Origin of the sequence: uncultured Dialister sp., assembly GCF_900538805.1 — a bacterium.
GTDB lineage: Bacteria > Bacillota > Negativicutes > Veillonellales > Dialisteraceae > Dialister.
The window spans coordinates 16,729-43,696 of record NZ_UPZP01000006.1; the positions used below are offsets into that span (position 1 = coordinate 16,729).

32 protein-coding genes, 1 tRNA gene and 1 other annotated feature are annotated in these 26,968 nt (G+C 51.7%); of the genes, 26 read left to right on the top strand and 7 right to left on the bottom strand.

Annotation, left to right across the window (positions count from 1 at the left end):
* Nucleotides 1-14 precede the first annotated feature (14 nt).
* From rplR to QZQ29_RS01380, 14 genes are all read left to right on the top strand, one after another.
* On the top strand, nt 15-380 hold the full coding sequence (gene rplR / locus QZQ29_RS01315; protein WP_008859817.1) for a 50S ribosomal protein L18: 366 nt from the start codon (nt 15-17) through the stop codon (nt 378-380).
* 17 nt (nt 381-397) lie between these two features.
* Nucleotides 398-898 carry a 30S ribosomal protein S5 gene (gene rpsE / locus QZQ29_RS01320; protein WP_291057842.1) on the top strand — a complete coding sequence of 167 codons (501 nt, stop codon included), beginning with the start codon at nt 398-400 and terminating at the stop codon, nt 896-898.
* 11 nt (nt 899-909) lie between these two features.
* Nucleotides 910-1,089, top strand: a complete 180-nt coding sequence (gene rpmD, locus QZQ29_RS01325) for a 50S ribosomal protein L30 (RefSeq protein WP_008859819.1) — start codon at nt 910-912, stop codon at nt 1,087-1,089.
* 18 nt (nt 1,090-1,107) lie between these two features.
* On the top strand, nt 1,108-1,548 hold the full coding sequence (rplO, locus tag QZQ29_RS01330) for a 50S ribosomal protein L15 (protein WP_296958711.1): 441 nt from the start codon (nt 1,108-1,110) through the stop codon (nt 1,546-1,548).
* 1 nt (nt 1,549) lies between these two features.
* The gene (gene secY / locus QZQ29_RS01335) at nt 1,550-2,812 is read left to right on the top strand and encodes a preprotein translocase subunit SecY (protein WP_296958712.1); all 1,263 of its coding nucleotides are present in this window, start codon (nt 1,550-1,552) and stop codon (nt 2,810-2,812) included.
* Between the two features lie 26 nt (nt 2,813-2,838).
* Nucleotides 2,839-3,492: an adenylate kinase gene (locus tag QZQ29_RS01340; protein WP_296958714.1), complete on the top strand. Its 654-nt coding sequence runs from the start codon at nt 2,839-2,841 to the stop codon at nt 3,490-3,492.
* Nucleotides 3,489-4,241, top strand: coding sequence for a type I methionyl aminopeptidase (map, locus tag QZQ29_RS01345; RefSeq protein ID WP_296958716.1), 753 nt, complete (start codon nt 3,489-3,491; stop codon nt 4,239-4,241). The genes QZQ29_RS01340 and map overlap by 4 nt, the downstream gene beginning before the upstream one ends.
* Nucleotides 4,242-4,285: 44 nt before the next feature.
* The gene (gene infA / locus QZQ29_RS01350) at nt 4,286-4,507 is read left to right on the top strand and encodes a translation initiation factor IF-1 (RefSeq protein WP_008859824.1); all 222 of its coding nucleotides are present in this window, start codon (nt 4,286-4,288) and stop codon (nt 4,505-4,507) included.
* A 16-nt stretch (nt 4,508-4,523) separates the two neighbouring features.
* Complete coding sequence (gene rpmJ, locus QZQ29_RS01355; protein WP_008859825.1) at nt 4,524-4,637, top strand: 50S ribosomal protein L36; 114 nt, start codon at nt 4,524-4,526, stop codon at nt 4,635-4,637.
* Between the two features lie 22 nt (nt 4,638-4,659).
* Complete coding sequence (gene rpsM / locus QZQ29_RS01360; RefSeq protein ID WP_296958718.1) at nt 4,660-5,037, top strand: 30S ribosomal protein S13; 378 nt, start codon at nt 4,660-4,662, stop codon at nt 5,035-5,037.
* 18 nt (nt 5,038-5,055) lie between these two features.
* Nucleotides 5,056-5,445 carry a 30S ribosomal protein S11 gene (gene rpsK / locus QZQ29_RS01365; protein ID WP_008859827.1) on the top strand — a complete coding sequence of 130 codons (390 nt, stop codon included), beginning with the start codon at nt 5,056-5,058 and terminating at the stop codon, nt 5,443-5,445.
* 60 nt (nt 5,446-5,505) lie between these two features.
* On the top strand, nt 5,506-6,498 hold the full coding sequence (locus QZQ29_RS01370) for a DNA-directed RNA polymerase subunit alpha (protein ID WP_296958721.1): 993 nt from the start codon (nt 5,506-5,508) through the stop codon (nt 6,496-6,498).
* A gap of 21 nt (nt 6,499-6,519) precedes the next feature.
* Nucleotides 6,520-6,861 (top strand): 50S ribosomal protein L17, encoded by a 342-nt coding sequence (gene rplQ / locus QZQ29_RS01375; protein WP_008859829.1) that lies wholly within the window; start codon nt 6,520-6,522, stop codon nt 6,859-6,861.
* Between the two features lie 306 nt (nt 6,862-7,167).
* On the top strand, nt 7,168-8,115 hold the full coding sequence (locus QZQ29_RS01380) for a DUF805 domain-containing protein (protein WP_296958726.1): 948 nt from the start codon (nt 7,168-7,170) through the stop codon (nt 8,113-8,115).
* Between the two features lie 371 nt (nt 8,116-8,486).
* Here the strand turns inward: QZQ29_RS01380 and QZQ29_RS01385 are convergent.
* Both QZQ29_RS01385 and QZQ29_RS01390 read right to left on the bottom strand, forming a co-directional pair.
* Nucleotides 8,487-8,562 (bottom strand) — tRNA-Cys (locus QZQ29_RS01385).
* 106 nt (nt 8,563-8,668) lie between these two features.
* Entirely contained in the window at nt 8,669-10,114 is a 1,446-nt protein-coding gene (locus QZQ29_RS01390; protein WP_296958728.1) for a glycosyltransferase family 39 protein, read from the bottom strand.
* A 543-nt stretch (nt 10,115-10,657) separates the two neighbouring features.
* Here QZQ29_RS01390 and QZQ29_RS01395 point away from each other — a divergent pair.
* The 4 genes from QZQ29_RS01395 (at nt 10,658) to QZQ29_RS01410 (ending at nt 14,874) form a co-directional block, all read left to right on the top strand.
* The gene (locus QZQ29_RS01395; protein WP_296958730.1) at nt 10,658-12,154 is read left to right on the top strand and encodes a HAMP domain-containing sensor histidine kinase; all 1,497 of its coding nucleotides are present in this window, start codon (nt 10,658-10,660) and stop codon (nt 12,152-12,154) included.
* Nucleotides 12,123-12,812 carry a response regulator transcription factor gene (locus QZQ29_RS01400; protein WP_296958732.1) on the top strand — a complete coding sequence of 230 codons (690 nt, stop codon included), beginning with the start codon at nt 12,123-12,125 and terminating at the stop codon, nt 12,810-12,812. The genes QZQ29_RS01395 and QZQ29_RS01400 overlap by 32 nt, the downstream gene beginning before the upstream one ends.
* Before the next feature lie 97 nt (nt 12,813-12,909).
* On the top strand, nt 12,910-13,887 hold the full coding sequence (locus QZQ29_RS01405; protein ID WP_296958734.1) for an AEC family transporter: 978 nt from the start codon (nt 12,910-12,912) through the stop codon (nt 13,885-13,887).
* Between the two features lie 9 nt (nt 13,888-13,896).
* Nucleotides 13,897-14,874, top strand: a complete 978-nt coding sequence (locus tag QZQ29_RS01410; protein ID WP_296958735.1) for an AEC family transporter — start codon at nt 13,897-13,899, stop codon at nt 14,872-14,874.
* A gap of 261 nt (nt 14,875-15,135) precedes the next feature.
* Here the strand turns inward: QZQ29_RS01410 and QZQ29_RS01415 are convergent, their stop codons facing one another.
* Entirely contained in the window at nt 15,136-15,693 is a 558-nt protein-coding gene (locus QZQ29_RS01415; RefSeq protein WP_366663860.1) for an ECF transporter S component, read from the bottom strand.
* A gap of 364 nt (nt 15,694-16,057) precedes the next feature.
* Between QZQ29_RS01415 and QZQ29_RS01420 the strand changes: the two genes are divergently transcribed.
* Nucleotides 16,058-17,143, top strand: coding sequence for a PLP-dependent aminotransferase family protein (locus QZQ29_RS01420; RefSeq protein ID WP_296958737.1), 1,086 nt, complete (start codon nt 16,058-16,060; stop codon nt 17,141-17,143).
* Between the two features lie 100 nt (nt 17,144-17,243).
* Here the strand turns inward: QZQ29_RS01420 and QZQ29_RS01425 are convergent, their stop codons facing one another.
* The 3 genes from QZQ29_RS01425 to QZQ29_RS01435 all read right to left on the bottom strand — a co-directional run bounded on the left by QZQ29_RS01425 (nt 17,244) and on the right by QZQ29_RS01435 (nt 18,559).
* Nucleotides 17,244-17,498 (bottom strand): TIGR03905 family TSCPD domain-containing protein, encoded by a 255-nt coding sequence (locus QZQ29_RS01425; protein WP_296958739.1) that lies wholly within the window; start codon nt 17,496-17,498, stop codon nt 17,244-17,246.
* A gap of 27 nt (nt 17,499-17,525) precedes the next feature.
* Nucleotides 17,526-18,104, bottom strand: coding sequence for a hypothetical protein (locus tag QZQ29_RS01430; protein WP_296958740.1), 579 nt, complete (start codon nt 18,102-18,104; stop codon nt 17,526-17,528).
* Nucleotides 18,105-18,232: 128 nt separating this feature from the next.
* The gene (locus QZQ29_RS01435) at nt 18,233-18,559 is read right to left on the bottom strand and encodes a hypothetical protein (protein WP_296958742.1); all 327 of its coding nucleotides are present in this window, start codon (nt 18,557-18,559) and stop codon (nt 18,233-18,235) included.
* A gap of 139 nt (nt 18,560-18,698) precedes the next feature.
* Nucleotides 18,699-18,903, top strand: a binding site (T-box leader).
* A gap of 41 nt (nt 18,904-18,944) precedes the next feature.
* Here QZQ29_RS01435 and leuC point away from each other — a divergent pair.
* Genes leuC through leuB form a run of 3 tightly spaced genes read left to right on the top strand, consistent with a single transcriptional unit; the run spans nt 18,945 to nt 21,773 of the window.
* Nucleotides 18,945-20,204 carry a 3-isopropylmalate dehydratase large subunit gene (gene leuC, locus QZQ29_RS01440; protein WP_296958743.1) on the top strand — a complete coding sequence of 420 codons (1,260 nt, stop codon included), beginning with the start codon at nt 18,945-18,947 and terminating at the stop codon, nt 20,202-20,204.
* Nucleotides 20,204-20,695: a 3-isopropylmalate dehydratase small subunit gene (locus QZQ29_RS01445; protein ID WP_296958745.1), complete on the top strand. Its 492-nt coding sequence runs from the start codon at nt 20,204-20,206 to the stop codon at nt 20,693-20,695. Before leuC ends, QZQ29_RS01445 begins: the two co-directional genes overlap by 1 nt.
* A 1-nt stretch (nt 20,696) precedes the next feature.
* Nucleotides 20,697-21,773 carry a 3-isopropylmalate dehydrogenase gene (gene leuB, locus QZQ29_RS01450; protein WP_296958747.1) on the top strand — a complete coding sequence of 359 codons (1,077 nt, stop codon included), beginning with the start codon at nt 20,697-20,699 and terminating at the stop codon, nt 21,771-21,773.
* Between the two features lie 304 nt (nt 21,774-22,077).
* Here the strand turns inward: leuB and nudC are convergent, their stop codons facing one another.
* Nucleotides 22,078-22,887, bottom strand: a complete 810-nt coding sequence (gene nudC / locus QZQ29_RS01455; RefSeq protein ID WP_296958749.1) for an NAD(+) diphosphatase — start codon at nt 22,885-22,887, stop codon at nt 22,078-22,080.
* A gap of 73 nt (nt 22,888-22,960) precedes the next feature.
* Here nudC and QZQ29_RS01460 point away from each other — a divergent pair, with 73 nt between their 5' ends.
* The 4 genes from QZQ29_RS01460 (at nt 22,961) to QZQ29_RS01475 (ending at nt 26,684) form a co-directional block, all read left to right on the top strand.
* Complete coding sequence (locus QZQ29_RS01460) at nt 22,961-23,803, top strand: C45 family peptidase (protein WP_296958751.1); 843 nt, start codon at nt 22,961-22,963, stop codon at nt 23,801-23,803.
* Nucleotides 23,804-24,024: 221 nt separating this feature from the next.
* Nucleotides 24,025-24,567, top strand: coding sequence for a nitroreductase family protein (locus tag QZQ29_RS01465; RefSeq protein ID WP_296958753.1), 543 nt, complete (start codon nt 24,025-24,027; stop codon nt 24,565-24,567).
* A 164-nt stretch (nt 24,568-24,731) separates the two neighbouring features.
* The gene (locus QZQ29_RS01470) at nt 24,732-25,748 is read left to right on the top strand and encodes a WYL domain-containing protein (protein WP_296958754.1); all 1,017 of its coding nucleotides are present in this window, start codon (nt 24,732-24,734) and stop codon (nt 25,746-25,748) included.
* A 3-nt stretch (nt 25,749-25,751) separates the two neighbouring features.
* Complete coding sequence (locus QZQ29_RS01475; RefSeq protein WP_296958756.1) at nt 25,752-26,684, top strand: DUF1848 domain-containing protein; 933 nt, start codon at nt 25,752-25,754, stop codon at nt 26,682-26,684.
* Nucleotides 26,685-26,968: the final 284 nt, after the last annotated feature.

The following is a 26,968-nucleotide window of genomic DNA, read 5'->3' on the forward strand; positions in this document are numbered from 1 at the left end:
GGAGGTAGAAAAATATGCGTAAAAATGCAAGCAGAAATGCGGTCATCCGCCGTCATCTGCGTCTTCGTAAGAAAATCTCCGGTACTGCTGCCTGCCCGCGTCTCAATGTGTTCAGATCCCTGGCTAACATTTACGCACAGGTCATTGATGATGAAGCTGGCGTAACCCTGGTATCGGCTAATACCTTAGATAAAGAAATCAAGGCACAGTTCCCCTACGGCGGCAATGCAGAAGCTGCTAAGGCTGTAGGTGCCCTCGTTGCTAAGAGAGCTCTGGAAAAGGGCATTGAAACCGTAGTATTTGATCGCGGCGGCTATATCTATCACGGCAGAGTGCAGGCTCTGGCTGAAGGTGCCCGCGAAGCCGGCTTGAAATTTTAAGGTAAAGGAGAAAGCACATGCCAAGATTTGAAAAACAGGAATCCGACTTACAGGAAAACGTCGTTTTCATCAACCGCGTTGCTAAAGTCGTAAAAGGCGGCCGTCGTTTTTCCTTTGCTGCAGTCGTAGTAGTCGGTGATGGCAAAGGCAAGGTAGGCGCAGGCCTGGGCAAGGCAGCCGAAGTTCCTGAAGCTATCCGCAAAGGCGTTGAAGACGCTAAGAAAAACATGATTACCGTGGCTCTGAAGAACGGAACCATTCCCCATCCTATGCTGGGCATCTACGGCGCCGGCAAGGTTATTATGAAACCTGCTGCCGAAGGTACCGGTATTAAAGCCGGCGGCCCGGTTCGTGCCGTACTGGCTCTGGCAGGCATCCGTAACATTCTGACCAAGTCCCTCGGTTCCTCCAACCCCATCAACATGGTTAGAGCTACCATGGACGGTCTCTCCAAGCTTGAAAATGCAGAAACTGTTGCAGCACTCCGCGGAAAGAGCCTGGACGAAATTTACAACTAAGGGGGCCCCTCATGAAAGTTATTATTACACTGAAGAAAAGCGTGATTGGCTCCAGACCGGAACATATCGCTACTATCAAGGCTCTTGGCCTTCATAAGACCAATTCCTCTGTAGAAAAAGAACTTACCCCCCAGATTAAAGGTATGATTCATCATGTCCAGCATCTGGTTGAATGCAAAGAAGCAGAATAATAAGAAGGAGGTGCACTGATGAAACTGCATGAACTGAAACCGGCTGAAGGCTCCACAAGAGTACGTCGTCGCGTAGGCAGAGGCCTCGGCAGCGGGATGGGCAAACAGGCTACCCGCGGTGCGAAAGGCCAGAACGCCAGAACCGGCGGCGGTGTCCGTCCTGGATTTGAAGGCGGCCAGATGCCTCTGTACCGTCGTCTTCCAAAGCGCGGTTTTAAAAATGTATTAGCTAAGGAATATGCTGAAATCAATGTGGAACAGCTGAATCGTTTCGATGCCAACGCTGTCGTTGATCCCGCTGCCCTCGTTGAAGCAGGTATTCTGAAGAACGTTCTCGATGGTGTACGTGTACTGGGAAACGGTGAACTGTCCAAGGCTCTGACCGTAAGAGCACAGGGATTCACCAAGACCGCTCAGCAGAAAATCGAAGCAGCAGGTGGAAAAGTAGAGGTGATCTGATATGGGATCTACTTTAGCAAACTTTTTTGCAAATAAAGAACTCAAAGATCGCATTCTTTTCACTTTCCTGATGTTTGTCATCTTCCGTCTCGGGGTCCATATCCCCGTGCCGGGGGTTGATTCATCGGTGATTGAGAGCCTCTTCACTTCAGGCAACCTTTTCGGTTTCCTCGACCTCTTCGCCGGCGGGGCACTCAGCAAATTCTCCATATTTGCCATGAGTATCACCCCGTACATCAACTCATCCATTATTATGCAGCTCCTGACCGCTGTCATCCCCACCCTGGAAGAATGGAGAAAAGACGGCGCCGAAGGATACAAGAAAATCCAGAAAGTCACAAGATATTTCACCATTTTCCTGGCAGCTGTGCAGGCATTCGGTATGACCTATGCTCTGCGTATCAACAATGCCCTTGTTGATAACAGCTGGCTGTATTTCTTTTTTGTTATCGTTGTCCTCACCGCAGGCACCTGCCTCCTCATGTGGATCGGCGATAAGATTACGGAACATGGTATCGGCAACGGTATTTCCCTTATCATCTTCTGCGGCATCGTAGCCCGCTTCCCGCAGGCTATTTCCACCGTGGTGGATTACCTCAAGGTCGGCACCATTTCCCCCTTCCAGCTTCTCCTGTTCCTGGTCATTGCGCTGGCCATGATTCTCATGGTTATCGAAGTGAACGAAGGACAGAGAAGGATTCCTATCCAGTACGCAAAGCGTGTGATTGGACGCAGAATGTATGGCGGTCACTCCACCTACCTGCCTCTCAAGGTAAACCAGGCCGGCGTTATCCCCATCATCTTTGCTTCCTCCATTCTTATGCTCCCCATTACCCTGGCGCAGTTCATCCATGTGAGCTGGGTACAGGCTGTGGGCAGCTTCTTCGGATGGGGCACCTGGCCAAACACCATCTGCTACGGTTTCCTCATTTTTATCTTCACCTATTTCTATACCGCCATCTCCGTGAACATTAAGGACCTGGCAGATAATATGAAGAAATACGGCGGCTTCATTCCAGGCATCCGCCCGGGACAGCCCACCATGATGTATGTAGATAAAGTTTTGTCCAGAATCACTCTGACCGGCGCCGTTTTCCTGGCATTCATTGCAATCCTTCCGAACTTCATCGGAAACATTACCGGCATCCAGGGCGTGTACTTCGGTGGTACTTCCCTCCTCATTATCGTCGGTGTTGCACTGGACACCATGAGACAGGCACAGTCTTATATGGTTACAAGAAACTATCAGGGCTTTATTAAATAAGGCTTTTGTAAGATAAGGAGCAGGATATGTATATCTTATTAATGGGACCTCCCGGCGCCGGCAAAGGCACCCAGGCAGAAAAGCTCATTCGTGATTACGGCATCCCCCAGATTGCAACAGGCGACATGTTCCGTGCCGCTGTGAAATCGGGAACTGCTCTCGGCAAGGAAGCTAAAAGCTATATGGACAAGGGAGCCCTTGTTCCGGATAGTGTAACTGTGGGCATCGTAAAGGAAAGACTGGCCCAGGACGACTGCAAAAAGGGATGGATCCTTGACGGATTCCCCCGCACCACCGCCCAGGCCTCTGCCCTGGATGCCATCCTTCATGAACTGGGAATCCAGCTTACTGCTGTCATCGGCATCAAAGCCAACCGCGATGACATCATCAAGAGAGTAAGCGGAAGACTGGTTTGCAAAAAGTGTGGAGCTTCCTTCCACAAAGAATTCCGTCCCCCGAAGCAGGCAGGTATCTGCGACAACTGCGGCGGTGAACTGTACCAGCGGGCTGATGATAATGAAAAGACCATCTCCCAGCGCCTGGATGTGTATGAAACATCCACCAAGCCGCTCATCGACTACTACAAGGTCAGCGGCCGGTACTATGAAATCGACGGAGACCAGTCCATGGACAAGGTATATGCTGATATCCAGGATGCTTTAAAGAAGGCTTCTAAATGATTATCATCCATACACCGGAAGAAATAGAGAAGATTGCCGCAGCCAGCCGTCTGACTGCGGAAACGCTCTCTATGCTGGAAAAAGCAGTGAAGCCGGGCATGAGCACTCTTGATCTTGACCACCTGGCTGAAAAATTCATCAGAGATCGGGGCGGCACACCTGCAGAAAAAGGATACGAAGGTTATCCCGGATCCATCTGCGCATCGGTCAATGACACTGTAGTCCACGGAATTCCTTCAGCAAGAAAAATTTTAAAAAAAGGTGATATCATTTCTATCGATCTTGTGGTAGAATTAAATGGTTACATGGGTGACTCCTGTATCACCGTTCCGGTAGGCCATACAAACAAGAAGAATATGCAGCTGATAAAGGCTACGGAAGGCGCACTCTTTGCCGGCATCAAGCAAGCAGTGGTGGGCAACACCGTAGGCGACATCGGCCATGCCGTGGAAAGCTATGTGAAACCATACGGCTACGGCGTTCTTCGGGAATATGTGGGCCATGGTATCGGAACAGACATGCACGAAGATCCGGAAATTCCGAATTACGGAACGCCAGGTCATGGGCCGCGTCTGGAAGAAGGCATGGTTATCTGCATCGAACCGATGATTACCATGGGAAGTGCTGATATCATTTCTCTTCGCGATGGCTGGGGTGTAGTGACAGCTGACGGAAAACCGTCTGCCCACGTCGAACACACCATTGCCATTACAAAAGATGGTCCTAAAATTCTGACGCTGCGCGACTGATATCGTTACCAGCGGACAGTATATGTAAGCCAAAGGAGGCTCTCATGAGCAAGGCAGACGTTATTGAAGTGGAAGGCAAAGTAGTAGAAAAACTTCCAAACGCCATGTTCCGTGTCAAACTGGAAAACGGCGGCCATATTGTGCTGGCTACTATTTCCGGCAAAATGAGGATGAATTTCATCCGTATACTGCCCGGGGATAAGGTAACAGTAGAATTGACGCCCTACGATTTAGAGCACGGCAGGATTACCTATCGTTACAAGTAAGTAAGGAGGAACCAAGATGAAGGTCAGACCGTCCGTTAAAAAGATGTGCGACAAGTGCAAGATCATCAAACGCAAAGGCCGTGTAATGGTCATTTGTGAAAATCCGAAACATAAGCAGAGACAAGGTTAATTAAAAGGAGGTTAAAGAGTAGATGGCACGTATAGCTGGTGTAGACTTACCAAGAGATAAGCGCGTTGAGATCGGCTTAACTTATATTTATGGAATTGGCCCCACTCTTTCCAAAGGAATCTTAAGCAAAGCAGGAATCAATCCTGATATCCGAGTGAGAGATCTGACAGAAGATGACGTTGCAAAAATCCGCAACGCTCTTGCTGACTACAAAGTCGAAGGTGATCTCCGTAGAGAAGAATCCCTCAACATTAAGCGTCTGGTAGAAATCGGTTCCTACAGAGGCAGACGTCATCGTGAAGGCCTGCCGGTACGCGGTCAGAGAACGAAGACCAACGCCCGTACACGTAAAGGTCCGAAGAAGACCATTGCAGGTAAGAAGACTGCAACCAAGAAGTAATGTTGAAGGAGGGATATAATGGCTACGGTAAAAAGTAAGGCAAAAAGAAAAGAAAGAAAACATGTAGAATCCGGTGCAGCTCATATTCGTTCTACTTTCAACAACACGATTGTAACGATTACTGACTCCAACGGCAACACCATTGCATGGGCATCCGCCGGCGGACTCGGATTCAAAGGCTCCCGCAAGAGCACACCATTCGCAGCACAGATGGCAGCAGAACAGGCTGCTAAAGTTGCTATTGACCAGGGCATGCGTTCCGCAGACGTATTCGTCAAAGGACCTGGCGCAGGCCGTGAAGCAGCTATCCGTGCACTGCAGGCAGCAGGCATCGAAGTCAGCAGCATTAAGGACGTCACCCCGATTCCTCATAACGGCTGCCGTCCTCCGAAACGCAGAAGAGTATAATTAAGGTATATCCTTTCTGTTTCATTTTGGCGCCGCAAGGCGCAGAAGGAGGACTTTCGGATGATCGAAAATACTAGCTTCACAATAAAGACTGTGGAACTCAGCGATGACAAACGTCACGGCAAGTTCGAATGCGAACCACTCGAAAGAGGCTATGGCATCACCCTGGGAAACAGTTTACGACGCGTGTTGCTTTCATCTTTAGACGGTGTGGCTATTACGTCTATCAAAATCGACGGCGTGCTTCATGAATTTTCAACTATCAACGGCGTCAGAGAAGATGTAACAGATATAATCCTGAACCTGAAGAAGATCCGTTTCATCGCCCACGACGAAGCGACCTTCCCCATCAGCGTTCGGATCGATATCACTAAAGAGGGTATTTTCCATGCCGGTGACATGGTTTTACCGGCAGAAATAGATGTTCTCAACAAAGATCTGGCCATCTGCACATTGGATTCCGATGCCCACCTGGGTATGGAAATGACCATTAACCGTGGACATGGCTATGTACCTTTTACAAAGAACAAAAGGGATGATGACGTAATCGGCGTTATCCCCATCGACTCCATTTATTCTCCTGTTGTTAAATGCAATTACGAAGTCAGCGATACCCGCGTAGGCAATGAAATGGACTACGACAAGCTGACCCTCGAACTGGATACCGACGGCTCTGTCAATGCGGACGACGCAGTGGCAACAGCTGCCAATATCCTCATCAGCTGCTTTGAAAACTTCTGCAAAATCGGTATCAGCCAGCCAGGCAGCGAACCGACAGAAGGGGAAGAAGTAGAAGAAAGTCCCGCTCCTGCCCAGGATAAAGCCAACGAAGACGCAGTACGCGCCCTCCCCATTGACGAACTGGAACTTTCTGTCCGCGCATTTAACTGCCTGAAGAGAGCCGAAATCAACACCATCGGCGAACTCACAGACAAAACAGAAGATGAATTGACCCGTGTACGCAACCTTGGTAAAAAATCGGTAGATGAAATCAAAGAAAAACTGGCTAATTTCCGGGATTACGGACTTCATCTCAAAGATTCCAAGGATTGATATAGTTATAGGAGGAAAGAAATGGCACGTAGTAGATTGAGAAGAGTCAGCGGTGCCCGCAAGGCCCTGCTGCGCAGTCTCGTAACCGCCCTTTTCCAGCATGGCCAGATTAAGACCACTGAATCCAAGGCCAAGGAACTCCGCCATGTAGCTGACAAGATGATCTCCCTCGCTAAGAGAGGCGATCTCCATGCCCGCCGCCAGGCTGAAGGTTTCATCATGGACAAGGCTGTTACAAAGAAACTGTTTGACGAAATTGCAAAGAAATACACAGACCGCAACGGCGGCTATACCCGCATTGTGAAACTGGACGGCCGTCTCGGCGATAATGCTCCTGAAGTCATCATCGCCCTGGTAGACTGATTTCCTGTCTGAAAGAAAAGAACCGGTGAAATTCATCGGTTCTTTTTTTATGTCAGGGAAGCGCTGATTAAATCGTTATCGGATTTCATTCTTGTATTTTCATTCAATGCAAGGAATCAGTCGACGCGAATAGCGAGCTATTTAAGGAGACTGATGATGCAGCATTGGATAAAAATACATATGAAATTCGATTCTGCGAATCAATCAGTGCTTCCCTAGGATACCCGCCTTTCATCTCCCCGTCACTCATGTTACAATAAAAAAGACAGTTTGACGGGCAGGGCCCGTGAAAAGGAGCGAAAAGCAATGAATATGGATTTTGACATCCCCGATATTACAGAAAACGCAGGAAAAGCCGCCGGCGGCGGAAAGCACAGGAAACCCAGAAGAGCCGGTAAAATCCGCCTGGGCGACAGCCTTAGAAGCCTTTCCAAGGAATACACCGCCACCAGGGAAAAGGTGGACGAAGACAAACATATTGAATTCTACTCCCTCTCCGAAGGGCAGGAAAAATTCCCATTTTACGGTATGGAAGTATCCATCATCGGCGTGTGCATCCGGAATAAGAAAACCGCCGCCATTTACATGGAACTCCCTGCGGATAAAAGACAGGACTTCATCAAGAAGATTTCCGAATCCGAGGGGGAAGGAGAGGACGCCCAGGGCTTGACCATCTTCTCCGACACCGTCACCTCCATCTTCGTGACCAAGCCGGACAAAGGAGAAAAGGTGGTCACCATCGCCCTCATGGACAGCGAGGAAGCCAAAGTGCTTTCCGACAACGAAGCCATCGAAGAGGCGGCAGCGGAAGAGGCCAAAGGAGTGGGCCATAAAATCTTCAAAACCTACTTTAACCCCGTAGGCCGCATGAGCCGCCGGTCTTATATCCCCAAAATGCTGGGCGCCGGCATACCGGCGGCAGCGCTTTTTTCCTTCACCTGCCTGAAACCGGAGCTCTTTGAAGGAGACCTGAACCTTTACATCTTTACATTCCTGGTACTGGGGACCCTCTGCTTCATATCCCTCATCAGCCTGGCCATGCGCCGCCTCTCCGATATCGGACTCTCCCATCTCTACTACTGGGCCTTCTTCCTTATCCTCTTTGCCATCAACCAGCTGGGCGGGCAGTTCCTGGGAAGCGAACTCATGGCCACCAGGGTGGTGGCAGTGATCTTCATGATTGCCGTGGTGCTCCTTGCCTTCTTCCCGGGAGAAAAGAAAAAGAACAAGTACGGCCCCGTGCCGAAGGACTGAGGGAACCGCTTCCGGCTTTCGGCTATAGGCTGTCCGCTTTCCACAGCGTCTTTGTGTCTTATTAACCAGCTCGTCGTGCCGCGGACACAGAAAAGGGAAGCCGCCGATGGGCACTATCTTTACGCCGACTGGTATTTATCAAAGAATGTGTCATTCCCAGCACATACCAAGATTCTTCGCCTTCGGCTTAGAATGACGATGGGGTCGGGAAGGTTATCCCGTAACGCTGACTTTATACTCATCGCCGCGAAGCGGCGATACCACCACCCTCTGCACCCTCTGAACCTTTTGAACCCGGGCCGCCTTTGGCGGCCCCACAGGCCCTGCACACATCAAAAAAAGCTCCTGGAATCCAGGAGCTTTTCTATTGCTGGAGGCGGTGCCCGGAGTTGAACACGGGGATAAGGGCCTTGCAGGGCCCACGCCTTAGCGCTTGGCTACACCGCCATAAATCTGACTTTTCCAGTATATCGCAGATTTTCGAAAAAGTAAAGGCGGTTATGAGTTAATTGCTATATAGAAACGATTGTATGAGGGAAAAGCATAGATAATATTACCGTATCCACAGGGTGTATTGACCGGGGACGCTGATGCGGGCAGCTTCTTCTGTTTCATTATAGGTCACCAGGAAGGGGGAGCGGCTGTTGTCCTTGGTAATCAGGATGGCGCTCTGATCGTTGACCAGCTTTTCCTCTGCAATGAAGGGCATCACGTTCTTGGCATTCCAGGACAGGGTGCCCGGTTCCATGGAAGCAATCTGGTCTCCCGGCTCGGCGCGGTAGATGGTCTTTCCGCTGTAGAAGACGGCGGAGGTGCGGTAATCATCCAGGAAGGCGATGGTCTTTCCGGTGGTGTCCAGATGGGCCAGGGCTTCGCCTATTTCTTTGCCGGAATGGGAAAGCATGATGGTAGGAGCCACTGCGATAGCTAGCACTGTGTACACTACGCCGCAGGCAAGAGCGGCCTTCTGGATGCGGAATTCATGGTCTTTGTAAAGGACGGCGGTAAGGGTGGACATGGAGAACAGGGCGGGGAAGGTGTAGGTGGTGTACTTGGTGGCTACCAGCTGGAAGAAACCGAATACCACGAAGGCGTAAATCAGAAGCAGCTGGGTGGAATCATCGGCGCTCCGAAGGTCCAGCTTCTTTTCCTTCCAGCGGCGGTACAGGGAGTAGGGGATGAAGAAGCTCCAGGGAGCAAAGCCAACGAAGTAAATGATGATGTAGAAATACCACTTGTTGTGGGAAGGATGTTCGGACACCGTGGCACGGAGCACATTGTGCACGCCGATGAAGTTCAGGAGGAAATCATTTCCGTGGAGATAGCACATGGTGCCGTACCAGGCGCCGGCAATAACGGTAAAGATAGCAAGACCGGAAAAGAGATGCACATGGGTCATTTCCTTCAGGTCCTTCTTGTAAAGAAGGAAGAGCAGGCAGGCCAGGCCCGGCAGGAGGATACCGATGGGGCCCTTGGTGAGGGTGGCCAGGGCGGCAAATATGTAGCACAGGAAATAGTATTTCCTGTTTTCCGAATAGCCCAGATAGAAGAAGGCAATGGCGGCGCTCATGAAAAGGAAAAGGGTGGAGTCCGTAATCACCGCTTTGGAAAGAATCCAGTATTCTAAGGAAGTGGCAAGGACGATGGCGGAAAGCCAGCCTGTCTTTTCTCCGTAGGTGCGGCGGGCAAACCAGTAGGTAAAGAGCACGGAGGCGGAGCCCAGAATGGCAGCGGGCAGGCGGGCGGCCATTTCATTGAAGCCGAATAGGGCAAAGGAAAGGGCCAGCTCCCAGTAATAGAAAATGGGCTTATCGTACCAGTAGCGCCCGTAAATCTGGGGAGAAATCCAGTCGCCGGAAAGGACCATTTCCTTGGCGGTTAATGCGTAATTAGACTCCGCCGTATCCGTAACGGCCAGAAGCTGGTTCCCTGCCAGGTACAGGATGAGCGTAAAAATCAAAAGGGATACATAGGGGTGGCTGCGAATGGTTTTCATCATTTTTCCTCCAAAGTCATGGGATGAAATATTGTTTCTTCACCATGTACTTTACAGGACCGATGTAAATGAATCTGTATGTAAGGTTAAATAAAAAATAAACTGGAAAAAATACAGGTTGCAGGTTTCCACTGTGGTTTGTATGATAAGGCTGGTGAGCTAGTGAGCTAGTGAGCTAGTGAGCTAGTGGGCTGGTGAGCTAGTGAACTAGTGGGCTGGTGGGCTGGTGAAACGGCTGCCTGCTTACCGCTTTCCGCTTACCGCAGATGCCTTTCCGCCGATTGGTATTTATCAGGAGAAGAGTCACTCAGGCCATGTACCGAGATTCTTCGCCTGCGGCTCAGAATGACGGGTCCGGCGGGAAGTAAATCCCGTAACGCTGACTATAAATTGCGGCGCCAGCCGCCACCACAACCCTCGGGCCAAAGGCCCGTCAAACCTAAGAACCCTCCGGCGAAAAGCCGGTCAATCTTAAGAACCTTTCCCCTCTGAACTCTTTATAATCTATAGTCCCTTTTCTATTCCAGGAGATACCCAGGAGATACTATGACCATACGCAAAAGTTTGATTTTAAGCCATATCGTGGTGTGTATTCTTCCCTTTCTCATGACCTTCTTCGTGCTGGCTCTCGCCTTTGCGGGACTTCTTCTCTATGCGGCCAGTGGAAACCATGTGATAGCGGAGAGCGGATTCCAGTTTAATGTGATGACTCAGATCCTCCGGACCACCGTATTTCACAGTCTCCGCCATAATGATTCCCTCTCCCGGTATGCCTGGGTCATGGAAATCACGGATCCCGTGGCTACCTATGTGGTGGTGGAAAAGGAGGGAATCCCTCTTTACAGCTACGGTAATGAGGCAAAGGGCAGGAAGGATGTGAAAATCCTTCGGAATGAAGGGGTGATGGACCGGCTGGACGGAAGGGACGGGAACGGTATTTACAGCGTCACCGATGAGCCCTGGTACCGGTTCGCGGAAAAGGAAACCATCCGGAACGAAACGTACCATCTTTATATCATGGCCCACCATCCCCGGGAAAGAAATGACGGCGCCATTGAAAAGGCGGTGCGGGGGGTGGCTCGTTTTATCCTGATTGCTCTCTTTATATTTATCCTGATGACCAGTTATTTCCTGTCCCGCTTTATTATCAGACGCATCATGGCTCCCTTGAAGGAACTGGAACGGGGAGCGGAGGAGGTGCGGCAGGGAAATCTTTCGGTGCATCTGGATTATGACAGGAATGATGAATTTACGCCTGCCATAGATACATTTAATGTGATGGCCTGGCGGCTGAAGCAGTCGCTGGAGGAAAAGGAGCAGGATGAGGAAAGAAGGAAGGAGCTCATTGCTTCCATTTCCCATGACATCCGGACGCCCCTTACGTCCATCAAGGCCTATGTGGAGGGGCTCATGGACCATGTGGCTTCCACGCCGGCCATGCAGGAGCGGTATCTCCAGGTTATCCGCAGGAAGGCGGATGTGCTGGAGCGGCTGGTGGAGCAGCTGCTGCTTCTGACGAAAATGGATATCGGTGAAAAGGCGCTCCCCACAAAGTCCCTGGATCTTTCCCTGCTGGTGGACCAGTTCGTGGAGGAAAACCGACTGAACTGGGGAAAGAACGGCGCCGATTTCACCATAGATGCAAAGGAACCGGTGAAGGTGGAAGGAAATCTTCTTCTTCTGGAACGGGTGGTGGAGAACCTGGTTTCCAACAGCATCCGCTATAAGACGGAGGACCGGGTGCATATTACCGTCCGTGTGTCCAAAGCGGAGGGGAAGGCCCTTCTCTCCCTGTCCGATGACGGTCCCGGCGTGCCGAAGGAAGCCCTCAGCCGCCTTCAGGAAGCCTTCTTCCGCACCGATAAGGCAAGAAGCTGGACAGATAAGGGAAGCGGCCTGGGTCTTTCCTTCGTGGAGAGGGCGGTGCACCTCATGAAGGGCACCCTTACATTCAGCAATCAGGCTCCCCATGGCCTGAAGGTGGATATTACATTACCATTGGAGGATACAAATGGCAAAACGCATACTGATAGTGGAAGATGATGATGATATTGCATCCATTGAAAGGGATTACCTGGAGGTGGGAGGCTATGAGGTGACGGTGGAGGAAAACGGCACCGCCGGATTGGCAGAAGCCTTGACCGGTGATTATGACCTGATCCTTTTGGACATCATGCTGCCCGGTATGGACGGCTTCCAGATTGTAAGGAAGCTTCGGGACAAGGTGGATATTCCCATCATGATGGTTACCGCCAGAAGAAGCGATATCGATAAAATCAGGGGCCTTGGCTTTGGCGCCGACGATTACATCGAAAAGCCCTTCTCCCCCGGCGTGCTGGTGGCAAAGGTGAAGTCCCAGCTGGCCCAGTATGAAAGGCTGAAAGGAAAGAGTGGGGACAAAAAGAAAATCAGCATCAGCGGCATTACCCTGGAGCCTGATACCCACCGCATTTTCGTAAAGGGGGAGGAAAAGGTGCTGCCCAATAAGGAGTTCCAGCTGCTGGAATTCCTCATGGTTCACGCCGATGTGGTGTACAGCAGGGAGTCCCTCTATACCAGAATCTGGGGCATGGATTCCCTTGGAAATACGTCCACCGTACCGGTGCATATCAACCGTCTCCGGGAGGCGGTGGAGGAGGACCCCTCCAATCCGAAGCACATTCTTACCATCTGGGGTGTGGGATATAAATTCAAACCGTGAAGGGAGGAAAATTTCTTTTCCTGCAGGGCAAATCGTTGTATACTAAAGTGTACAAATGATTTGCCCTTTTATTTTTTTAAGGAGAAATACCGCTTCCATGATGATACTTTTATCCATTCTGTGGAATGATATCCTGCCCCTCTTTGTTTTCATCGGGGCGGGATGGTTTCTGGACAGTAAATTCAAAATCGATATTTCCACCTACAGCCGACTTACGGTGATGGTGGTGCTGCCCTGCTTTATCTTTTTCAGCCTCTACCAGTACAGCGGCGGCAGCGGGGAGCTGATGGCGGCGCTGGCGGCCATACTCCTTCTGGTGCTGCAGTATCTCCTGTCTGCGGGAGCGGGGAAGCTCCTTCATCTGGGAAATAGAGAAGGCGCCTTCCGGGCGGTTTCTTCCTTCTCCAATTCCGGACACATCGGTGCGGCCCTGGTGATGCTCATTTACACCCATCCGCCCTTTGCGGAAGGAAGCAGCCATCCCTATGTGGCGGAAGCCCTTGGCACCATGGCGGTGCTCATGATTGTCATGAATATGGCGGTGAATGTGCTGGGAGCAGCTCTCATCCGAAGCGGCGGCGCCTCTTTTTCCGATTTCCTCCGCTATCTTTTGAAAATGCCGGCCCTCTATGCAGCCCTTCTGGCGGTACTGGTGCGCATGGCAGGCATTCCGCTGGAACACACCTTCCTGTGGCCGGTACTGCAGCATTTCAACGGTGCCTTCATCGTGCTCATCACTGTCACCATAGGTCTTGAACTTCACCGGAGCCATCTCCGGAAACCCGATGGGGCCATGGCGGCAGCAGCCATTTTAAAGCTCCTTGTTTCGCCACTCCTTGCCCTGGGAATCATGGCTCTGTTTTCCGCTTTACTTCCTGTGAGTCCTGTGGCAAAACAGGTATTTTTCCTTTACGCCGCCATTCCGTCCTCCATGGCTCTTATCATTTACAGCGTGGAGTATAAGAACCATCCTGATTTCGTGACAGGTTCGGTGCTCTTTAACACGGTGGCCGGCGCCCTCACCGTGACCGGCGCCATTTATCTTTCCCGCATTCTTTTTCCCATAGGCCTGTAAGGAGGCAGCATGGCATTTTTACAGATTATTTCCGACAATATCCTGCCCCTTCTGATATTCGTAGCCATCGGCTACTTCATGGACCGGCGCTACCACATGGACGTGGCATCTCTCACCAAGCTCACCTTTTACGTGGTGCTGCCCTGCTTCATTTTCTACAGCATTTATGTGGCTAAAATCGATATGTCCATGCTCCACGTGTTTCTCCTCTCCTTTGCGCTCATGATGATTCTGGGGGTCATCAGCACGGTGGTGGGAAAGATTCGGGGATTCTCCGTTTCCAAGACCGAAGCCTTTAAGAACGGCACCATGTTCTCCAACAATGGAAATATCGGCATCGCCCTGATTGCCCTTGTCTTTTCCAACGCCCCCTACGTGGTGGATGGAAAGACTCCCTACCTGGCCGTGGCCAGCGCGGCGGCTACCATGATGCTGGTGCAGATGAACATGTGCCTCAACACATTGGGGCTCTACCAGGCGGGCAAAGGAAAGCTCACGCCCCGGGACGCCCTGTCCGTGGTGTTCCATATGCCCGTCATCTATACGCTGGTGGCGGTCTTTACCATCAAGTATTCCGGTTTTGACATGACATCCACCTTCCTCTGGCCCATTTTCCAGAACTGCGCTTCCGCCCTGGTGGCCATCGTCATGATTGCCCTGGGCATGCAGATTCACCGGAGCAAAATCTCCTTCGGCGACATGGATGCCTGGCTGGGCAGCTTCGTCCGCCTGGTGGTGGCGCCGGTGGTGGCGTTCCTGCTCATTTATTTTTGGAAATTCATGGGTGTCTCCTTCGCGCCGGCCGTATGCCAGACCATCCTCATCATGGCCTCCGTTCCGGCGGCGGTGAATTCGGTGCTCTACGCCGTGGAATTCCACAACTGCGAAGACTTCGCCACGGAACTGGTTATGATGAGCACTTTTCTCTCCTGCATTACCATGACAGGCACCATTTATCTTGCCCGCATCCTGTTTCCTATTTTGTAAAACATCCAAAAGCTGCACAGAATCATTAGAAATCCATAAGATTATCAGATGTGAGACAGCGCACTGTCATTTCGAGCGGAGGACAGCAGAGACATGATAAAAATGTTTCATGAAGGCGGTGAAGAGGAGTCGAGAAATCTCATTCCGATATGGTGCAGGCCACAATGGGGCGGTGATACCACCTCCTCTGAACCTTTTGAACCCACGACTAAAAAAAGGCTGTGAAGAAATGTGAACATTTCTTCACAGCCCTTTTTTATTTCAATACTTTCCGTCGATCAGATTCTGAATCCTTTCAGCCAGATGGATCCGCCATACCAGGAAGGGGCCGCAGATAACGCCGAAAAGGGCCTGCAGGATTTCAAAGGGGAGCTTAATCCAGGCATAGGCAGGGGTGCTGTACACATAGGCCCGGCCCAGGGAATAGCCCACCACCATGATGATGGCGCCCACAAGTACCGCAGCAGCCACCGAAAGGAAACGGCTGCTTTTGAAACAGTGGCGGGAAATATAGGAAATGGCCATGGCCTGGAGGCCGTGGGTCACAAGGGATACGAACATGGGCAGAGGATAAAAGAAGAAATCCCCCAGAAAGGCGCCGACGCCGCCTACCAGGAAGGCCCCTGCCGGGTCAAGAACCAGGGCCGCCGTGACGATGACGATATCGTTCAGGTACAGATGGCCGCCGGGGACCGGGAGGCCGAAGGAAGAAAGGGCCACGTTCATGGCCATGAAAAGGCCGCATATGGTAAGCCACCGCGTATTATGGCGGCTGTGCATCACCGGCAGCGGGTCTGCTGCAGTTTCATGGATCATCATAAAATCTCCTTTGCGCTTTGTTATGGTATGAATTATAATATGAAACTGATCTTATTAAAATCACCAGAATTATTCAAAAAAGCATGACCAGAAGGGGCGACCGCTGTCGGCTGTCCGCTTACCGCTTACCGCTTACCGCTTTCCGCTTTCCGCTGTCGGCTGTCCCTGCGCCCCCTTTAGGGGGAGAGGGCCACGAAGTGGCGCGGGGGTGTACTACGCTGCAAGTCGGAATGATACTCTATGCGGCGGACAAAAGCGACATACAATGATTGGCGATACCACCACCCTCTGAACCCTTTGAACCTTCTGAACCCTCTGAACCCTTCGCGCCCGGCAGGCGCGATTTCTAGAAAGGAGCCCATCCATGACCGGTTACATGAAACTTTATACCCTCCTTCGGGAGAAGATTACCCGCCGTATTTACCATGAAGGCGATAAACTCCCTTCCAAACGGCAGCTGGCTGATGAATCGGGGTACAGCGTCATTACGGTAGAGCATGCTTATGAGCTTTTGACGGAGGAGGGGTATGTGGAACCTCGGGAACGGAGCGGCTACTACGTGATTTACAAGGAAGGCGATTCCTATCCCGTGGCGGAAAGGGAGGTGCCTTTCCGGCAGACTTCGGAAAGGGTGGACGTGGAAAGGCGGGAGGCCGGGGAGCGGGATTTATTTCCCTTTTCAGCCTTTGCCAGAACCATGAGAAATGTGCTTTCCACCTCAGGGGAAAAAATCCTGGACCCATCGCCCAATAAAGGCTGCCTCGCCCTTCGGGAGGCCCTGGCGGCTTACCTGGCCAGGAGCCGGCACATGGAGGTTTCACCGGAAGCCATCCTCATCGGCTCCGGCGCGGAGTATCTCTATGGCCTTAATGTGCAGGTACTGGGAAGAAACCGCATGTACGCCCTGGAGAATCCGTCCTATGAGAAAATCCGGAAGGTCTATGAGGCCTGGCAGGTGCCTCTGGAGTTTCTCACCATGGGGAAGGAGGGCATTGAAACCAGGGAGCTGGAGAAGAGCCATGCTTCCGTACTCCATGTAACTCCCTTCAACAGCTATCCCTCCGGCATCACCGCCAGCGCCTCCAAGCGGGCGGAGTACATCCGCTGGGCCCGCGAAAGGCAGGGATTTATCATTGAAGATGACTTTGATTCCGAATTCACCCTGCTTTCCAAGCCGGAGGACACCCTCTTTTCCCTTTCGCCGGAGGGACCGGTGATTTACATGAACAGCTTTTCCAAAACCATTGCTCCCTCCATCCGGGTGGGCTACCTTGTGATTCCAGCGCCCCTCCTTCCACGCTATGAGGAAAAGGTGGGCTTTTATTCCTGTACGGTGCCGGTGTTTGACCAGCTGGTGCTGGCGGAATTTATCAGAAGCGGCCAGTTTGAGCGGCACATCAACCGGGTGAGGAGAAGAAGGAGGAAGATGGAGGCCTTGAGGAAGCACTGATTCTGTCATTTTATCAGTCCTTCCAGGCATAGAGATATGGAAATAAAAATCCCCTCTTCCGGAATGATTCATAAGTCATTCCGGAAGAGGGGATTTTTCCCTATTCGGCCAGTGCTTTTTCCAGAGCTTTGGAGAGCTGGTCGGCGCAGGACGTGCCTTTTCCGGCGCATTCGTTGCCCCGGAGGATATCCGCTGCCTCCCTGGCGCTCCTTCCTTCCAGCAGTCTTCCAATGGCGGCAAGGTTTCCCGGGCAGCCGCCCTGGAATTTCAAATGATGGATTCTTTTCTCATCGTCCAGGTCAAAGGTAATCTTTCTGGAACATACCCGCTCCGGCGTAAATTCATAACTTTTCATTTCCTGCATCCTTTCGTGATTTTGATTTCATACCGGCTCTTCCCGGTCCATGAATTCCTTCAAATGGTTCCGGTAGAGATGGAAAATGCCATACACATACTGCTGTTTTTTCATGAGGTTGTCATTGGCGTACCAGTCTTTGATGAGCTTTCCGCCTACCAGCACGCTGCCGAAGGGCACCAGCAGGGCCACGCAGAGCATGCCTACGAGCTGCAGGGCGTCCAGCCGCTTGGGACTCTGGATGATATCCTCCAGGCTGCAGAGTTCCTTCAGCTCCTTCAAGAAACGGCTGTACACGTCATGGTCCTTCAGTTTCCGTTCGTCCACCGTAAGAAAGGCATGCCAGCCGGTCCAGCCGTAGGTGATGCCGTACTTCGTGAATTTCACCGCCATGTCTTCAGGCAACCATCTTCCCTGCTCCGGCAGCCCGATGAAGAGTACGTGGTACTTGGGAATGATGGCGCTCTTGTGGAGCCGCCACTGGTCTTCATTCATGGTGATAATGCGCAGGTTATTTTCATAGGACAGGCCATGGGACTTCATTTCATCTTCCCTGATGAGATGAAGAATTTCATTGGAAAGGCCGGCGTCCGGTTTGGAAGACACAATAAATAATGTTTTTTTCGTAGGAAGCCACTCCTTTCCTGCCTACCGGCGCCTGTCCATGGGGCGCCTGCTGTTTCTTTTTCTATCATATCACGGATAGGGGACGGTGGAAATATGTTTTCAGTATTTCAGCAGACGCCGGGGAAGGAGTCCACGAATTCGATGCGGATGTCCGGAAAGCTGTCCACGAACTGTACCGTGAAATCTTCGCCGTAGTCCACAAACTGCCATTCTCCGATGTCATCGGGGAAGGAGGACACCGCCTTCACTTTGAGGTCCGGAAAGGAGGACACCACCTGTACTTTGATGTCAGGGAAGGAGTCTACCACCCGCACCCGTCCGGCGAGGCGGATGTTTTTGAAATAACCGTCCCGGTTAATGGGACCTGCCGCCTCCGCTGCGCTTCCTGCCAGCAGGAGAAGGAGCAATGTGAGAACGCAGAAAAACTTTTTCATAGGGAACCTCCTTTTTCAAAATACGGAATCAATTCTTCCTTTATTATATAACATGACCATGACAGTCCCTGTCCCTGCTGAATTTTTTTCATTTTTATTTGCAAAAATGAAATGGTTGTGGTAGAGTATTCCTAACTTCACAAAAGCGTTGACAGGAAGTATTAAAAATCCCTACTTGCTTGCAGAGAGTCATTGGATGGTGGAAAATGACAGAAGCGGATTTTGAACTCGTCCCTGAGCTGCACCGCTGAACAGGTAGGCGGCGCCGGAATCTGACCGTTATCAGCATGAGTGCATGCCTTTGGCATGAATAAGAGTGGTACCGCGAATCTTTCGTCTCTTGGAGACGGAAGATTTTTTTATTTGGAGTATGGGAGGTATTTGTATGGGTATGACAATGACACAGAAAATCCTGGCAAAGCATGCAGGACTTGATTCTGTGAAAGCGGGAGATTTGATTTACTGCAGTCTGGATCTGGTGATGGCCAATGATATTACGGCGCCGCCGTCCATTGCGGAATTCAAAAGAGTAGGACGGCCTGTTTTTGACAGGGAGAAAATTGTGCTGGTGCCGGACCATTTCCAGCCGGCCAAGGATATCAAATCCGCCGGTCTTGCCAAAATCGTGAGGGATTTTGCCAGGGAAAACGGCATTGTCCATTATTTTGAACAGGGCCGGGTGGGCATTGAACATGCCCTTCTTCCGGAAAAGGGACTGGTGGGGCCCGGTATGGTCACCATTGGCGCCGATTCCCACACCTGCACCTACGGCGCCTTAGGTGGATTTTCCACCGGTGTAGGCTCCACGGACCTGGGCGTGGCCATGGCCACCGGCGAAGCCTGGTTCAAAGTGCCCGACGCCATCAAGGTGGTCCTGACGGGAACGAAGCCCGAAGACATTACAGGAAAGGACGTCATCCTCACTCTCATCGGCATGATCGGCGTGGACGGTGCTCTCTACAAATCCCTGGAATTTACGGGCCCCGGTATTTCTTCCCTGTCCATGGCAGACCGCTTCACCATTGCCAACATGGCCATCGAGGCAGGCGGGAAAAACGGCATTTTCCCGGTGGATGAAAAGACGAAGACCTACATTGAAGGACGGTTCACGAAACCCTGGGAAGCGGTGGAAGCCGATGAAGACGCCCATTATGAGAGGGAAGTGCACATCGACCTTTCTTCCATGAAACCGGTGGTTTCTTTCCCCCACCTTCCGGAAAACACGAAGGTGGTTGGTACTTTCGGCGATATTCCCATCGACCAGGTGGTCATCGGCTCCTGCACCAACGGCAGGCTGGAGGATCTGGCCATTGCGGCCCGCATCTTTGAAGGACGGAAGGTCCATCCTCGGGTGCGCTGCATCGTCATTCCCGCCACTCCCGCCATTTACCTTTCCGCCATGCATGCAGGCTACATCGATACCTTTATCAATGCGGGATGCGCCGTGTCCACGCCCACCTGCGGCCCCTGCCTTGGCGGGTATATGGGTATCCTGGCCAGCGGTGAAAGGTGCGTTTCCACCACCAACCGCAATTTCATCGGCCGCATGGGCCCCACGGATTCTGAAATTTACCTGGCCGGTCCGCAGGTGGCGGCTGCCAGTGCTGTGATGGGACGGATTGCCGCTCCCAGGGAGGTTGAATAATGGCTGTTTTAGAAGGAAAAGTATGGCGCTACGGCGATAACATTGATACGGATGTCATCATTCCGGCCAGGTATCTCAATACCTTTGACCCGAAGGAACTGGCTTCCCACTGCATGGTAGACATTGACGAAACCTTTGCCAAAGAAGTGAAGCCCGGAGACATTATGGTAGGAGGAAAGAATTTCGGCTGCGGCTCCTCCAGGGAACATGCGCCGGTGGCCATTAAAGCATCCGGTGTGCCTGTCATCATTGCCGCTTCCTTTGCCCGCATTTTTTACAGGAACGGCATCAACGTGGGACTGCCGCTTCTGGAAATCGGAAGTGATGTGGAAAAAATCCACAAAGGTGACCGGCTGTCTGTGTACCTTTCCACCGGCACCATTCGGAATCTCACCACCGGTGACGTTTTCAAGGCACCGCCGCTTCCCGGTTTCATCCAGGACATTGCCAAAGCCGGCGGGCTCATCAATTATGTAAAGGAGTATCGGTAATATGGGAAAGCATATCGTAGTCATTCCGGGCGACGGCATCGGCAGGGAAGTGACCGACGGGGCCGTCGAAATTTTAAAGAAAATCGATGAAATCTATCATCTCGATTTCACCTATGAATGGAAGGACGCCGGCGGCACGGCCTATGACAAATACGGCGTGCCCCTGCCGGAGGAAACGGTGGAGGCCTGCCGGAAGGGGGACGGCATCCTCTTCGGCGCCGTAGGCGGCGACCAGTGGGACCATCTGGAACCGTCCCTCCGTCCCGAAAAGGCCATCCTGGGTCTTCGGAAATCTTTGGGCCTCTACGTGAACCTGCGCCCCGTGAAAATCCAGGACTCCATGATTGAATACTCCCCGCTGAAGCCGGAAATCGCCAGAGGCACGGATATCATGATCGTCCGCGAACTGGTAGGCGGCATTTATTTCGGAAAGCGCTGCGAATCGGAAATTGATGGCGGCGTGGAACGGGCCTGGGATGTGGAAAGCTACTCCGTCCCCGAAGTGGAAAGAATTACCCGCTTTGCCATGGAGGCGGCAAAGAAACGCCGCGGCCATGTGACAAGCGTGGACAAGTCCAACGTGCTCGCTTCCTCCCGCCTGTGGCGGCGGACAGCCATCCGCATCCACGACGAAGAATATCCGGACGTGAAACTGGACCACATGTATGTGGACAACTGCGCCCAGCAGTTTGCCATCCACCCCTCCTTCTTCGACGTGGTGGTAACAAGCAACATGTTCGGCGATATCCTCTCCGACGAAGCCGCCGTCCTCTCCGGCTCCATCGGCATGCTGCCCTCCGCTTCCATCGGAAAGGAAACAAGCCTTTACGAACCCATCCACGGCTCCGCTCCGGACATTGCAGGAAAGGGCATTGCCAACCCCATTGCCACCATCCTCTCCGCCGCCATGATGCTCCGCTACTCCTTCAATGAAGATGAGGCGGCAGAGGCCATCGAAAAAGCGGTGAATGAGACATTGGAGGACGGATACCGCACCGGAGATATTTACCGGGAAGGCATGAAAAAGGTGGACGGCGAAGGCATGACCGAAGCCATTCTGGCTCATTTGAATGGCTGAAGGATTTCTTATTGAAAACATATTTCGCTTGGGGAAAATAGCGGCGGATAGGAGACGTTTGACCGCTGGGAGACATCAGAAGACAGACGATAGAATACATACGTCTGGCATACTGTATTTCCGAACTCAAGGGGGGTTCAAAGGCTGCAGGCCGCCATCGGGCTCTGCCCTGAGTACCGGTTCGGCCCGGAATCGGCTTCGCCTTCCGGGCCGGCTCATAGGGGAGCTATAAAGCCAACTCCATGAAGGCGAAGCGGGGACTGTGAAAAAATGATTTATATTTTTTCACAGTCCCCTTTGTGATTCAACTTTCCTTAAAAATCCTCATCATTTCATTGGTAAGGGAAAAATCATCGGGCTGGAGGATGATATCCTTCTTTTCTACCCAGAAGGCTTCTTTCAGTTCTTCCCTGTCCATGACAATATCCGTGCTTCCGTCCACCTCACAGAAAAAGCCGGCCAGAATGTCACTGGCTATGGCCCAGGGCTGGGATTTGTAGTAGCGGATATTTTTCACATGGAGGCCTGTTTCTTCCATCACCTCCCGCTGCACCGTCTCTTCCAGCGTTTCTCCGATTTCCGTAAAGCCTGCAATGAGGGCATAGTAGGGAATGAATCTTCTGGCATAGCGGGTGAGAAGGAGCCTGTCTTTCCAGGTGACCGCTGCAATGACGGCGGGGTTCAGCCGTGGATAAATGATGCGGCCGCAGGATGGACAGATGCGGGCCCTTTCGGAAGAAGAGGGGACCAGCTGATTTCCACAGCTGCCGCAGTACCGGTTTTCCCTTATCCACCGGAAGATCTGGAGGGCCGTCCAGACGAGGAAAAGGTTCTCCCCGGGGAAAGGGGAGTTTCTGAGCTGCTTTACCGGCACAAAAGACCCCGATACAGGAAGTTTGTCCGGCCTTTCCAGGGAAAGAAAACAGGAAATGTTGTCAAAAGAAAAGAGGTACTCCGGATTTGCGGGCTGTACATCGTTCCCCGTGGGAAGGGAAAAATCCTTCATGAGGAGAAGATTTTCCCCTTCAAAACAGAAAATCAGGCTGCTGCTGTCAGGGGAAATGGATGAATCATAACGGTTGTTGAAATGGTGGGGTGCGATATCCTGTATCATGGGGGCTCCTTTTTTATGTTATTACTGTTATTATAGTATATAATGCAAAGCAGAGGAGGAAAGACCGGTGATCTTGAAGAAAACAGCGGCAGCGGCGCTGGCATTTTTCCTGCTGGCTCTGGCTCCTGCTTCAGCCTGTACTTTGTTCGGGGCCCAGGGCAGTGAAGTGGAAGGCGGCGGCACCCTGCTGGTGAAGAACCGGGACTGGCATCCCCAGTACCAGGAGATGCGGTACGAAGAGGGGCCTCGGTATCGGTTTTATGGCATTTTTGGCGGCAGCAGCGGGAAGATGTTTTTAAGAGGCGGGGTGAATGAAGCGGGTCTGGCTGTTTTTTCAGCAGCTGCCAGCTCCATTCCCCAAAAGGAAAGACTTTCCATGGAACATGAGAAGAAAAGCTGTATCCGCGAAATGCTGGGGAAATGCGCCACCGTAGAAGAGGCTTTGGCCCTTGACGTACTTTTCAGGGGACCAAAGTTCCTGATGCTGGGAGATGCCCGGGAGCTGGCCTGTGTGGAAATCGGAGACCATGGAGAATTCAGGGTGAAAAGGATGAAGAATGGAACCCTGGCCCACACGAACCATTATCTGTTCAGGAAATTTCAATCCCTGAACAGGCGCATAGGCCAGTCAAGCCTTACCCGATATGAAAGGATAGAGACCCTTCTTGGAAGTTCGCATGAACCCTATGTACTGGAGGATTTGATGGAATTTTCCCAGGACCGGCATGACGGGCCTGATAACAGTCTGTGGCGGACAGGAAGCGGAAAAAAGCAGGATGAGACACTGGCATCCATAGGAGTGTGGCTTCATGAAGGGAAAAAACCGGATATTTATGTCAAAATCCGGTATTCTCCTGAGGATCAGGGGAAAGAGGACGTATACCAGCTGGAAGGGAAAGACCTGTTTCCGGAGTGATATTAGCCGGACATTCCCGGGTACATGGTTTTGTCATTTTCCCACGGGCGGATGGGATAGATTTCTTTCCTGTGGTAAAATAAGCAGGGTATCATTTTTTGAAAGCAAAAGGAAAGCCCTCCAGGGAAGTACTGATTCAACCTTTTATTCTTACATAAAAATAAACGACATAAATGGATCAGCGCTTCCCTGCATGCTTTCCTTTAGTCAGGAGGAGAAAAATGGACGCAATTCAATGTCTCATTTCAAGGAGAAGCATCAGGGAGTATACAGACGAACCCATTTCGGCGCAGGAAATCGAAAATGTGGTGGAAATATCGCAGATGGCTTCCTGCTGGGAAAACACCCAGCCCATCCGGTACGTGGCGGTGCTGGAAAAGGAGCTGAAAGATAAGATTGCCGATGAGTGTACGAAGAAATTCCCATGGAACACGGAAAATATCCATGCCGCACCGGCGCTGATGGTGCTCTGCGCCATCAAGGGGCTTTCGGGCTATGAGCCTGACGGAAGCCCTTCTACATCCAAGGGCACCCACTGGCAGTCCTTTGATGCCGGCGTGGCAGCCGCCCATTTCTGCCTGGCAGCTAATGCGCTGGAACTGGGCACTTTGATTATGGGCCGCTACGATGAAGGAAAAATCAAGGACATCCTTTCCCTTCCGGAGGAATACGATGTGTCCGCCATCATCGCCGTAGGCCATCCCGCCGTCATTCCGGCGGCCAATGAAAGAAAGCCGCTGAAGGAAGTGCTTTCCTTCCGATAAGAGGAAGGTAAAAGGCTGCAGAATCACGCTGTGATGCTGCAGCTTTTTATTATGCATGGATTTCCATGATGCCGTCTGTTGAAAAACTTCTAAATCTGCTATAATTATTTGATACAGGTGTTATAAGAAATCGGTTTTCTATCTAAGAAAGGCGGAGAACGGTTATGGCTGAAAAAGAAACAGACAGGGATGACAAGAAGACAGAAAGGGTCCTTTTCCTCTGGGATAGATTGAGCCGGGGCGGCGTGGTGAGCAGGCAGGAGATGGTGAAAACCTTTGGCGTCAACCTGAGAACCGCCAGCCGGTATCTGGCGGAAATCAGAAAATATCTGGCGGAAAGGGAAGAGCGGGACGGCATGCACCGGGAACTTTATTACGATCGGGCCCAAAAGGTGTACCGCATACGGGAGCTGGAGGATGAAATGATTCGGCCCAATGAACTTTATGCCATCGGGAAAATTCTCCTTGCCAGCCGGGCCTTCCACAAAAAGGAGCTGGAATCCCTGCTTCGCCGTCTGCTGCAGTCCGCCGTGCTGGGCACAGACAAAAAGGAAGTGGAACGATACATACGGAGCGAGCTTTTTGATTATCTGGACCCGGCTCACGAAGAGCCTGACGTATCGGACCTGTGGATTGTGGCAGGGGCGGTGAAGGACCACCATGTGCTGTCCTTCAATTACCGGCGGCAGGGGGAAAAGGAATCAAAGCTCCACGAAGTCTGTCCCGAAGGGGTTCTTTTCTCAGAATACTATTTCTATATGATGGGAATTCCGAAGGGAGAAGAAAAACTTACCGGCGCGGAAACGAGGGTGTACCGGCTGGACCGCATGAGCCGTCTTAAGGATACGGGAGAAACATTTGCCGTCAATTACGGACGCCGCTTCCGGGAAGGGGCTTTCAAAAACAGCATCCAGTATATGTATGGCGGCAGGCCGGAACATGTCCGTTTCATTTATCGAGGCCCCAGCGTGGAGGCAGTGCTGGACCGGCTTCCTACGGCCAAGGCAAAGGCCCAGAGGGATGGCAGCTTCCTCATCACCGACACCATCCGCGGCGATGGCATCCTCATGTGGCTCCTGAGCCAGGGAAAGCGGGTCAAGGTGCTTTCTCCTGCCTCCCTTCGGGAGAAGTGGCTGAAAGAAGCCGAGGCCATCTGCCGGGAAAATGAAGAAAAGGAATAGACCATGATTATCAATACGGGGCAGCGGACTGATATCCCCGCCTTTTACGGCCCCTGGTTTTTAAACCGGCTGAAAGAGGGCTTCGTCATGGTGCGGAATCCCTTCAACCATGCCCGGGTTACCCGGTACGTGCTGGATCCGGAGGTGGTGGATCTCCTGTGCTTCTGCACGAAGAATCCGCTTCCTCTTCTGCCGCATATGGAGGCCCTTGCTTCCTTCCGCCAGCTCTGGCATGTAACTATTACGCCCTACGGGAAGGACATAGAGCCCCATGTGCCGGACAAAAGAGAAGTGGTTCAAGCCTTCCGCTCCCTTTCCCGCTGCCTGGGCCCTTCCCATGTGTGCTGGCGCTATGATCCGGTGCTCCTCTTGGGGAAATACGACAGAAATTTCCATGTCCGCGCCTTCTCCGCCCTGGCAGAGGCGCTGGAGGGATATACTCATACCTGCATTTTCAGCTTCATTGACCTTTACGGCAAAACCATGCGGAATTTCCCTGCGGCCCGAAGGGTGAGCCATGAAGATCAGCTTTACCTGGTGGAAAAATTTGTGGAAATCGGGGAAAAGCATGGCATGAAACTGGTATCCTGCCTGGAAAATCCGGCCTTTGCGTCCCTGGGCGTAGATACTACAGGCTGCCTGACAAAGGAAAAGGTGGAGGCAGCCATTGGACTTCCTATCAGAATCCCATCCTATGAAAATATGCATGCCCGCCGGGGCTGCAGCTGCCTTCTGGGCCATGACATAGGCGCCTACAGCAGCTGCGGCCATTTCTGCCGCTACTGCTATGCCAATGGAAAGAGAGCGGAGGTACTGGAAAATATGGGCCGTCATCACCGGGAGTCTCCCTTCCTTATGGGATGGGAGGAAGAAGGCGATGAAATCAAAAGCGCCAGACAGGAAAGCTGGATAGACAGAGAAACAAGTCTCTTTTGAAATGACTTTGAAAATTTTCTTGACAGCAGGCAGTGTAATTGCTATAATTTATTACGCTGAATCTTGAGACAGCCGAAAGAAAATCAAAAGGCCGTTGACAGAGAAAAGCAAATGTGATATTATCATGAAGCTGTCACACAGCATCACGAAAAAATAGTTTGAAAAACTTCTGAAAAAGAGTTTGACAAAACGAAAACTTCGTGATATGATAATCAAGTCGCTTGAAGAGCGATGATTCTTTGAAAACTGAACAGTACAGCGAACGAATAAGCCGATGTGCGAGG

Coding starts and splice junctions, on each gene's coding strand:
- infA (WP_008859824.1), top strand. CDS start 4,286: ATGAGCAAGGCAGACGTTATTGAAGTGGAAGGCAAAGTAGTAGAAAAA.
- QZQ29_RS01435 (WP_296958742.1), bottom strand. CDS start 18,559: ATGAAAAAGTTTTTCTGCGTTCTCACATTGCTCCTTCTCCTGCTGGCA.
- QZQ29_RS01380 (WP_296958726.1), top strand. CDS start 7,168: ATGAATATGGATTTTGACATCCCCGATATTACAGAAAACGCAGGAAAA.
- nudC (WP_296958749.1), bottom strand. CDS start 22,887: ATGATACAGGATATCGCACCCCACCATTTCAACAACCGTTATGATTCA.
- QZQ29_RS01415 (WP_366663860.1), bottom strand. CDS start 15,693: ATGATGATCCATGAAACTGCAGCAGACCCGCTGCCGGTGATGCACAGC.
- rpmJ (WP_008859825.1), top strand. CDS start 4,524: ATGAAGGTCAGACCGTCCGTTAAAAAGATGTGCGACAAGTGCAAGATC.
- QZQ29_RS01400 (WP_296958732.1), top strand. CDS start 12,123: ATGGCAAAACGCATACTGATAGTGGAAGATGATGATGATATTGCATCC.
- QZQ29_RS01410 (WP_296958735.1), top strand. CDS start 13,897: ATGGCATTTTTACAGATTATTTCCGACAATATCCTGCCCCTTCTGATA.
- QZQ29_RS01465 (WP_296958753.1), top strand. CDS start 24,025: ATGGACGCAATTCAATGTCTCATTTCAAGGAGAAGCATCAGGGAGTAT.
- rplR (WP_008859817.1), top strand. CDS start 15: ATGCGTAAAAATGCAAGCAGAAATGCGGTCATCCGCCGTCATCTGCGT.
- map (WP_296958716.1), top strand. CDS start 3,489: ATGATTATCATCCATACACCGGAAGAAATAGAGAAGATTGCCGCAGCC.
- rpsE (WP_291057842.1), top strand. CDS start 398: ATGCCAAGATTTGAAAAACAGGAATCCGACTTACAGGAAAACGTCGTT.
- QZQ29_RS01395 (WP_296958730.1), top strand. CDS start 10,658: ATGACCATACGCAAAAGTTTGATTTTAAGCCATATCGTGGTGTGTATT.
- leuC (WP_296958743.1), top strand. CDS start 18,945: ATGGGTATGACAATGACACAGAAAATCCTGGCAAAGCATGCAGGACTT.
- QZQ29_RS01370 (WP_296958721.1), top strand. CDS start 5,506: ATGATCGAAAATACTAGCTTCACAATAAAGACTGTGGAACTCAGCGAT.
- rpsM (WP_296958718.1), top strand. CDS start 4,660: ATGGCACGTATAGCTGGTGTAGACTTACCAAGAGATAAGCGCGTTGAG.
- rplO (WP_296958711.1), top strand. CDS start 1,108: ATGAAACTGCATGAACTGAAACCGGCTGAAGGCTCCACAAGAGTACGT.
- rplQ (WP_008859829.1), top strand. CDS start 6,520: ATGGCACGTAGTAGATTGAGAAGAGTCAGCGGTGCCCGCAAGGCCCTG.
- QZQ29_RS01420 (WP_296958737.1), top strand. CDS start 16,058: ATGACCGGTTACATGAAACTTTATACCCTCCTTCGGGAGAAGATTACC.
- QZQ29_RS01445 (WP_296958745.1), top strand. CDS start 20,204: ATGGCTGTTTTAGAAGGAAAAGTATGGCGCTACGGCGATAACATTGAT.
- QZQ29_RS01340 (WP_296958714.1), top strand. CDS start 2,839: ATGTATATCTTATTAATGGGACCTCCCGGCGCCGGCAAAGGCACCCAG.
- secY (WP_296958712.1), top strand. CDS start 1,550: ATGGGATCTACTTTAGCAAACTTTTTTGCAAATAAAGAACTCAAAGAT.
- rpmD (WP_008859819.1), top strand. CDS start 910: ATGAAAGTTATTATTACACTGAAGAAAAGCGTGATTGGCTCCAGACCG.
- QZQ29_RS01475 (WP_296958756.1), top strand. CDS start 25,752: ATGATTATCAATACGGGGCAGCGGACTGATATCCCCGCCTTTTACGGC.
- rpsK (WP_008859827.1), top strand. CDS start 5,056: ATGGCTACGGTAAAAAGTAAGGCAAAAAGAAAAGAAAGAAAACATGTA.
- QZQ29_RS01470 (WP_296958754.1), top strand. CDS start 24,732: ATGGCTGAAAAAGAAACAGACAGGGATGACAAGAAGACAGAAAGGGTC.
- QZQ29_RS01425 (WP_296958739.1), bottom strand. CDS start 17,498: ATGAAAAGTTATGAATTTACGCCGGAGCGGGTATGTTCCAGAAAGATT.
- leuB (WP_296958747.1), top strand. CDS start 20,697: ATGGGAAAGCATATCGTAGTCATTCCGGGCGACGGCATCGGCAGGGAA.
- QZQ29_RS01405 (WP_296958734.1), top strand. CDS start 12,910: ATGATGATACTTTTATCCATTCTGTGGAATGATATCCTGCCCCTCTTT.
- QZQ29_RS01390 (WP_296958728.1), bottom strand. CDS start 10,114: ATGATGAAAACCATTCGCAGCCACCCCTATGTATCCCTTTTGATTTTT.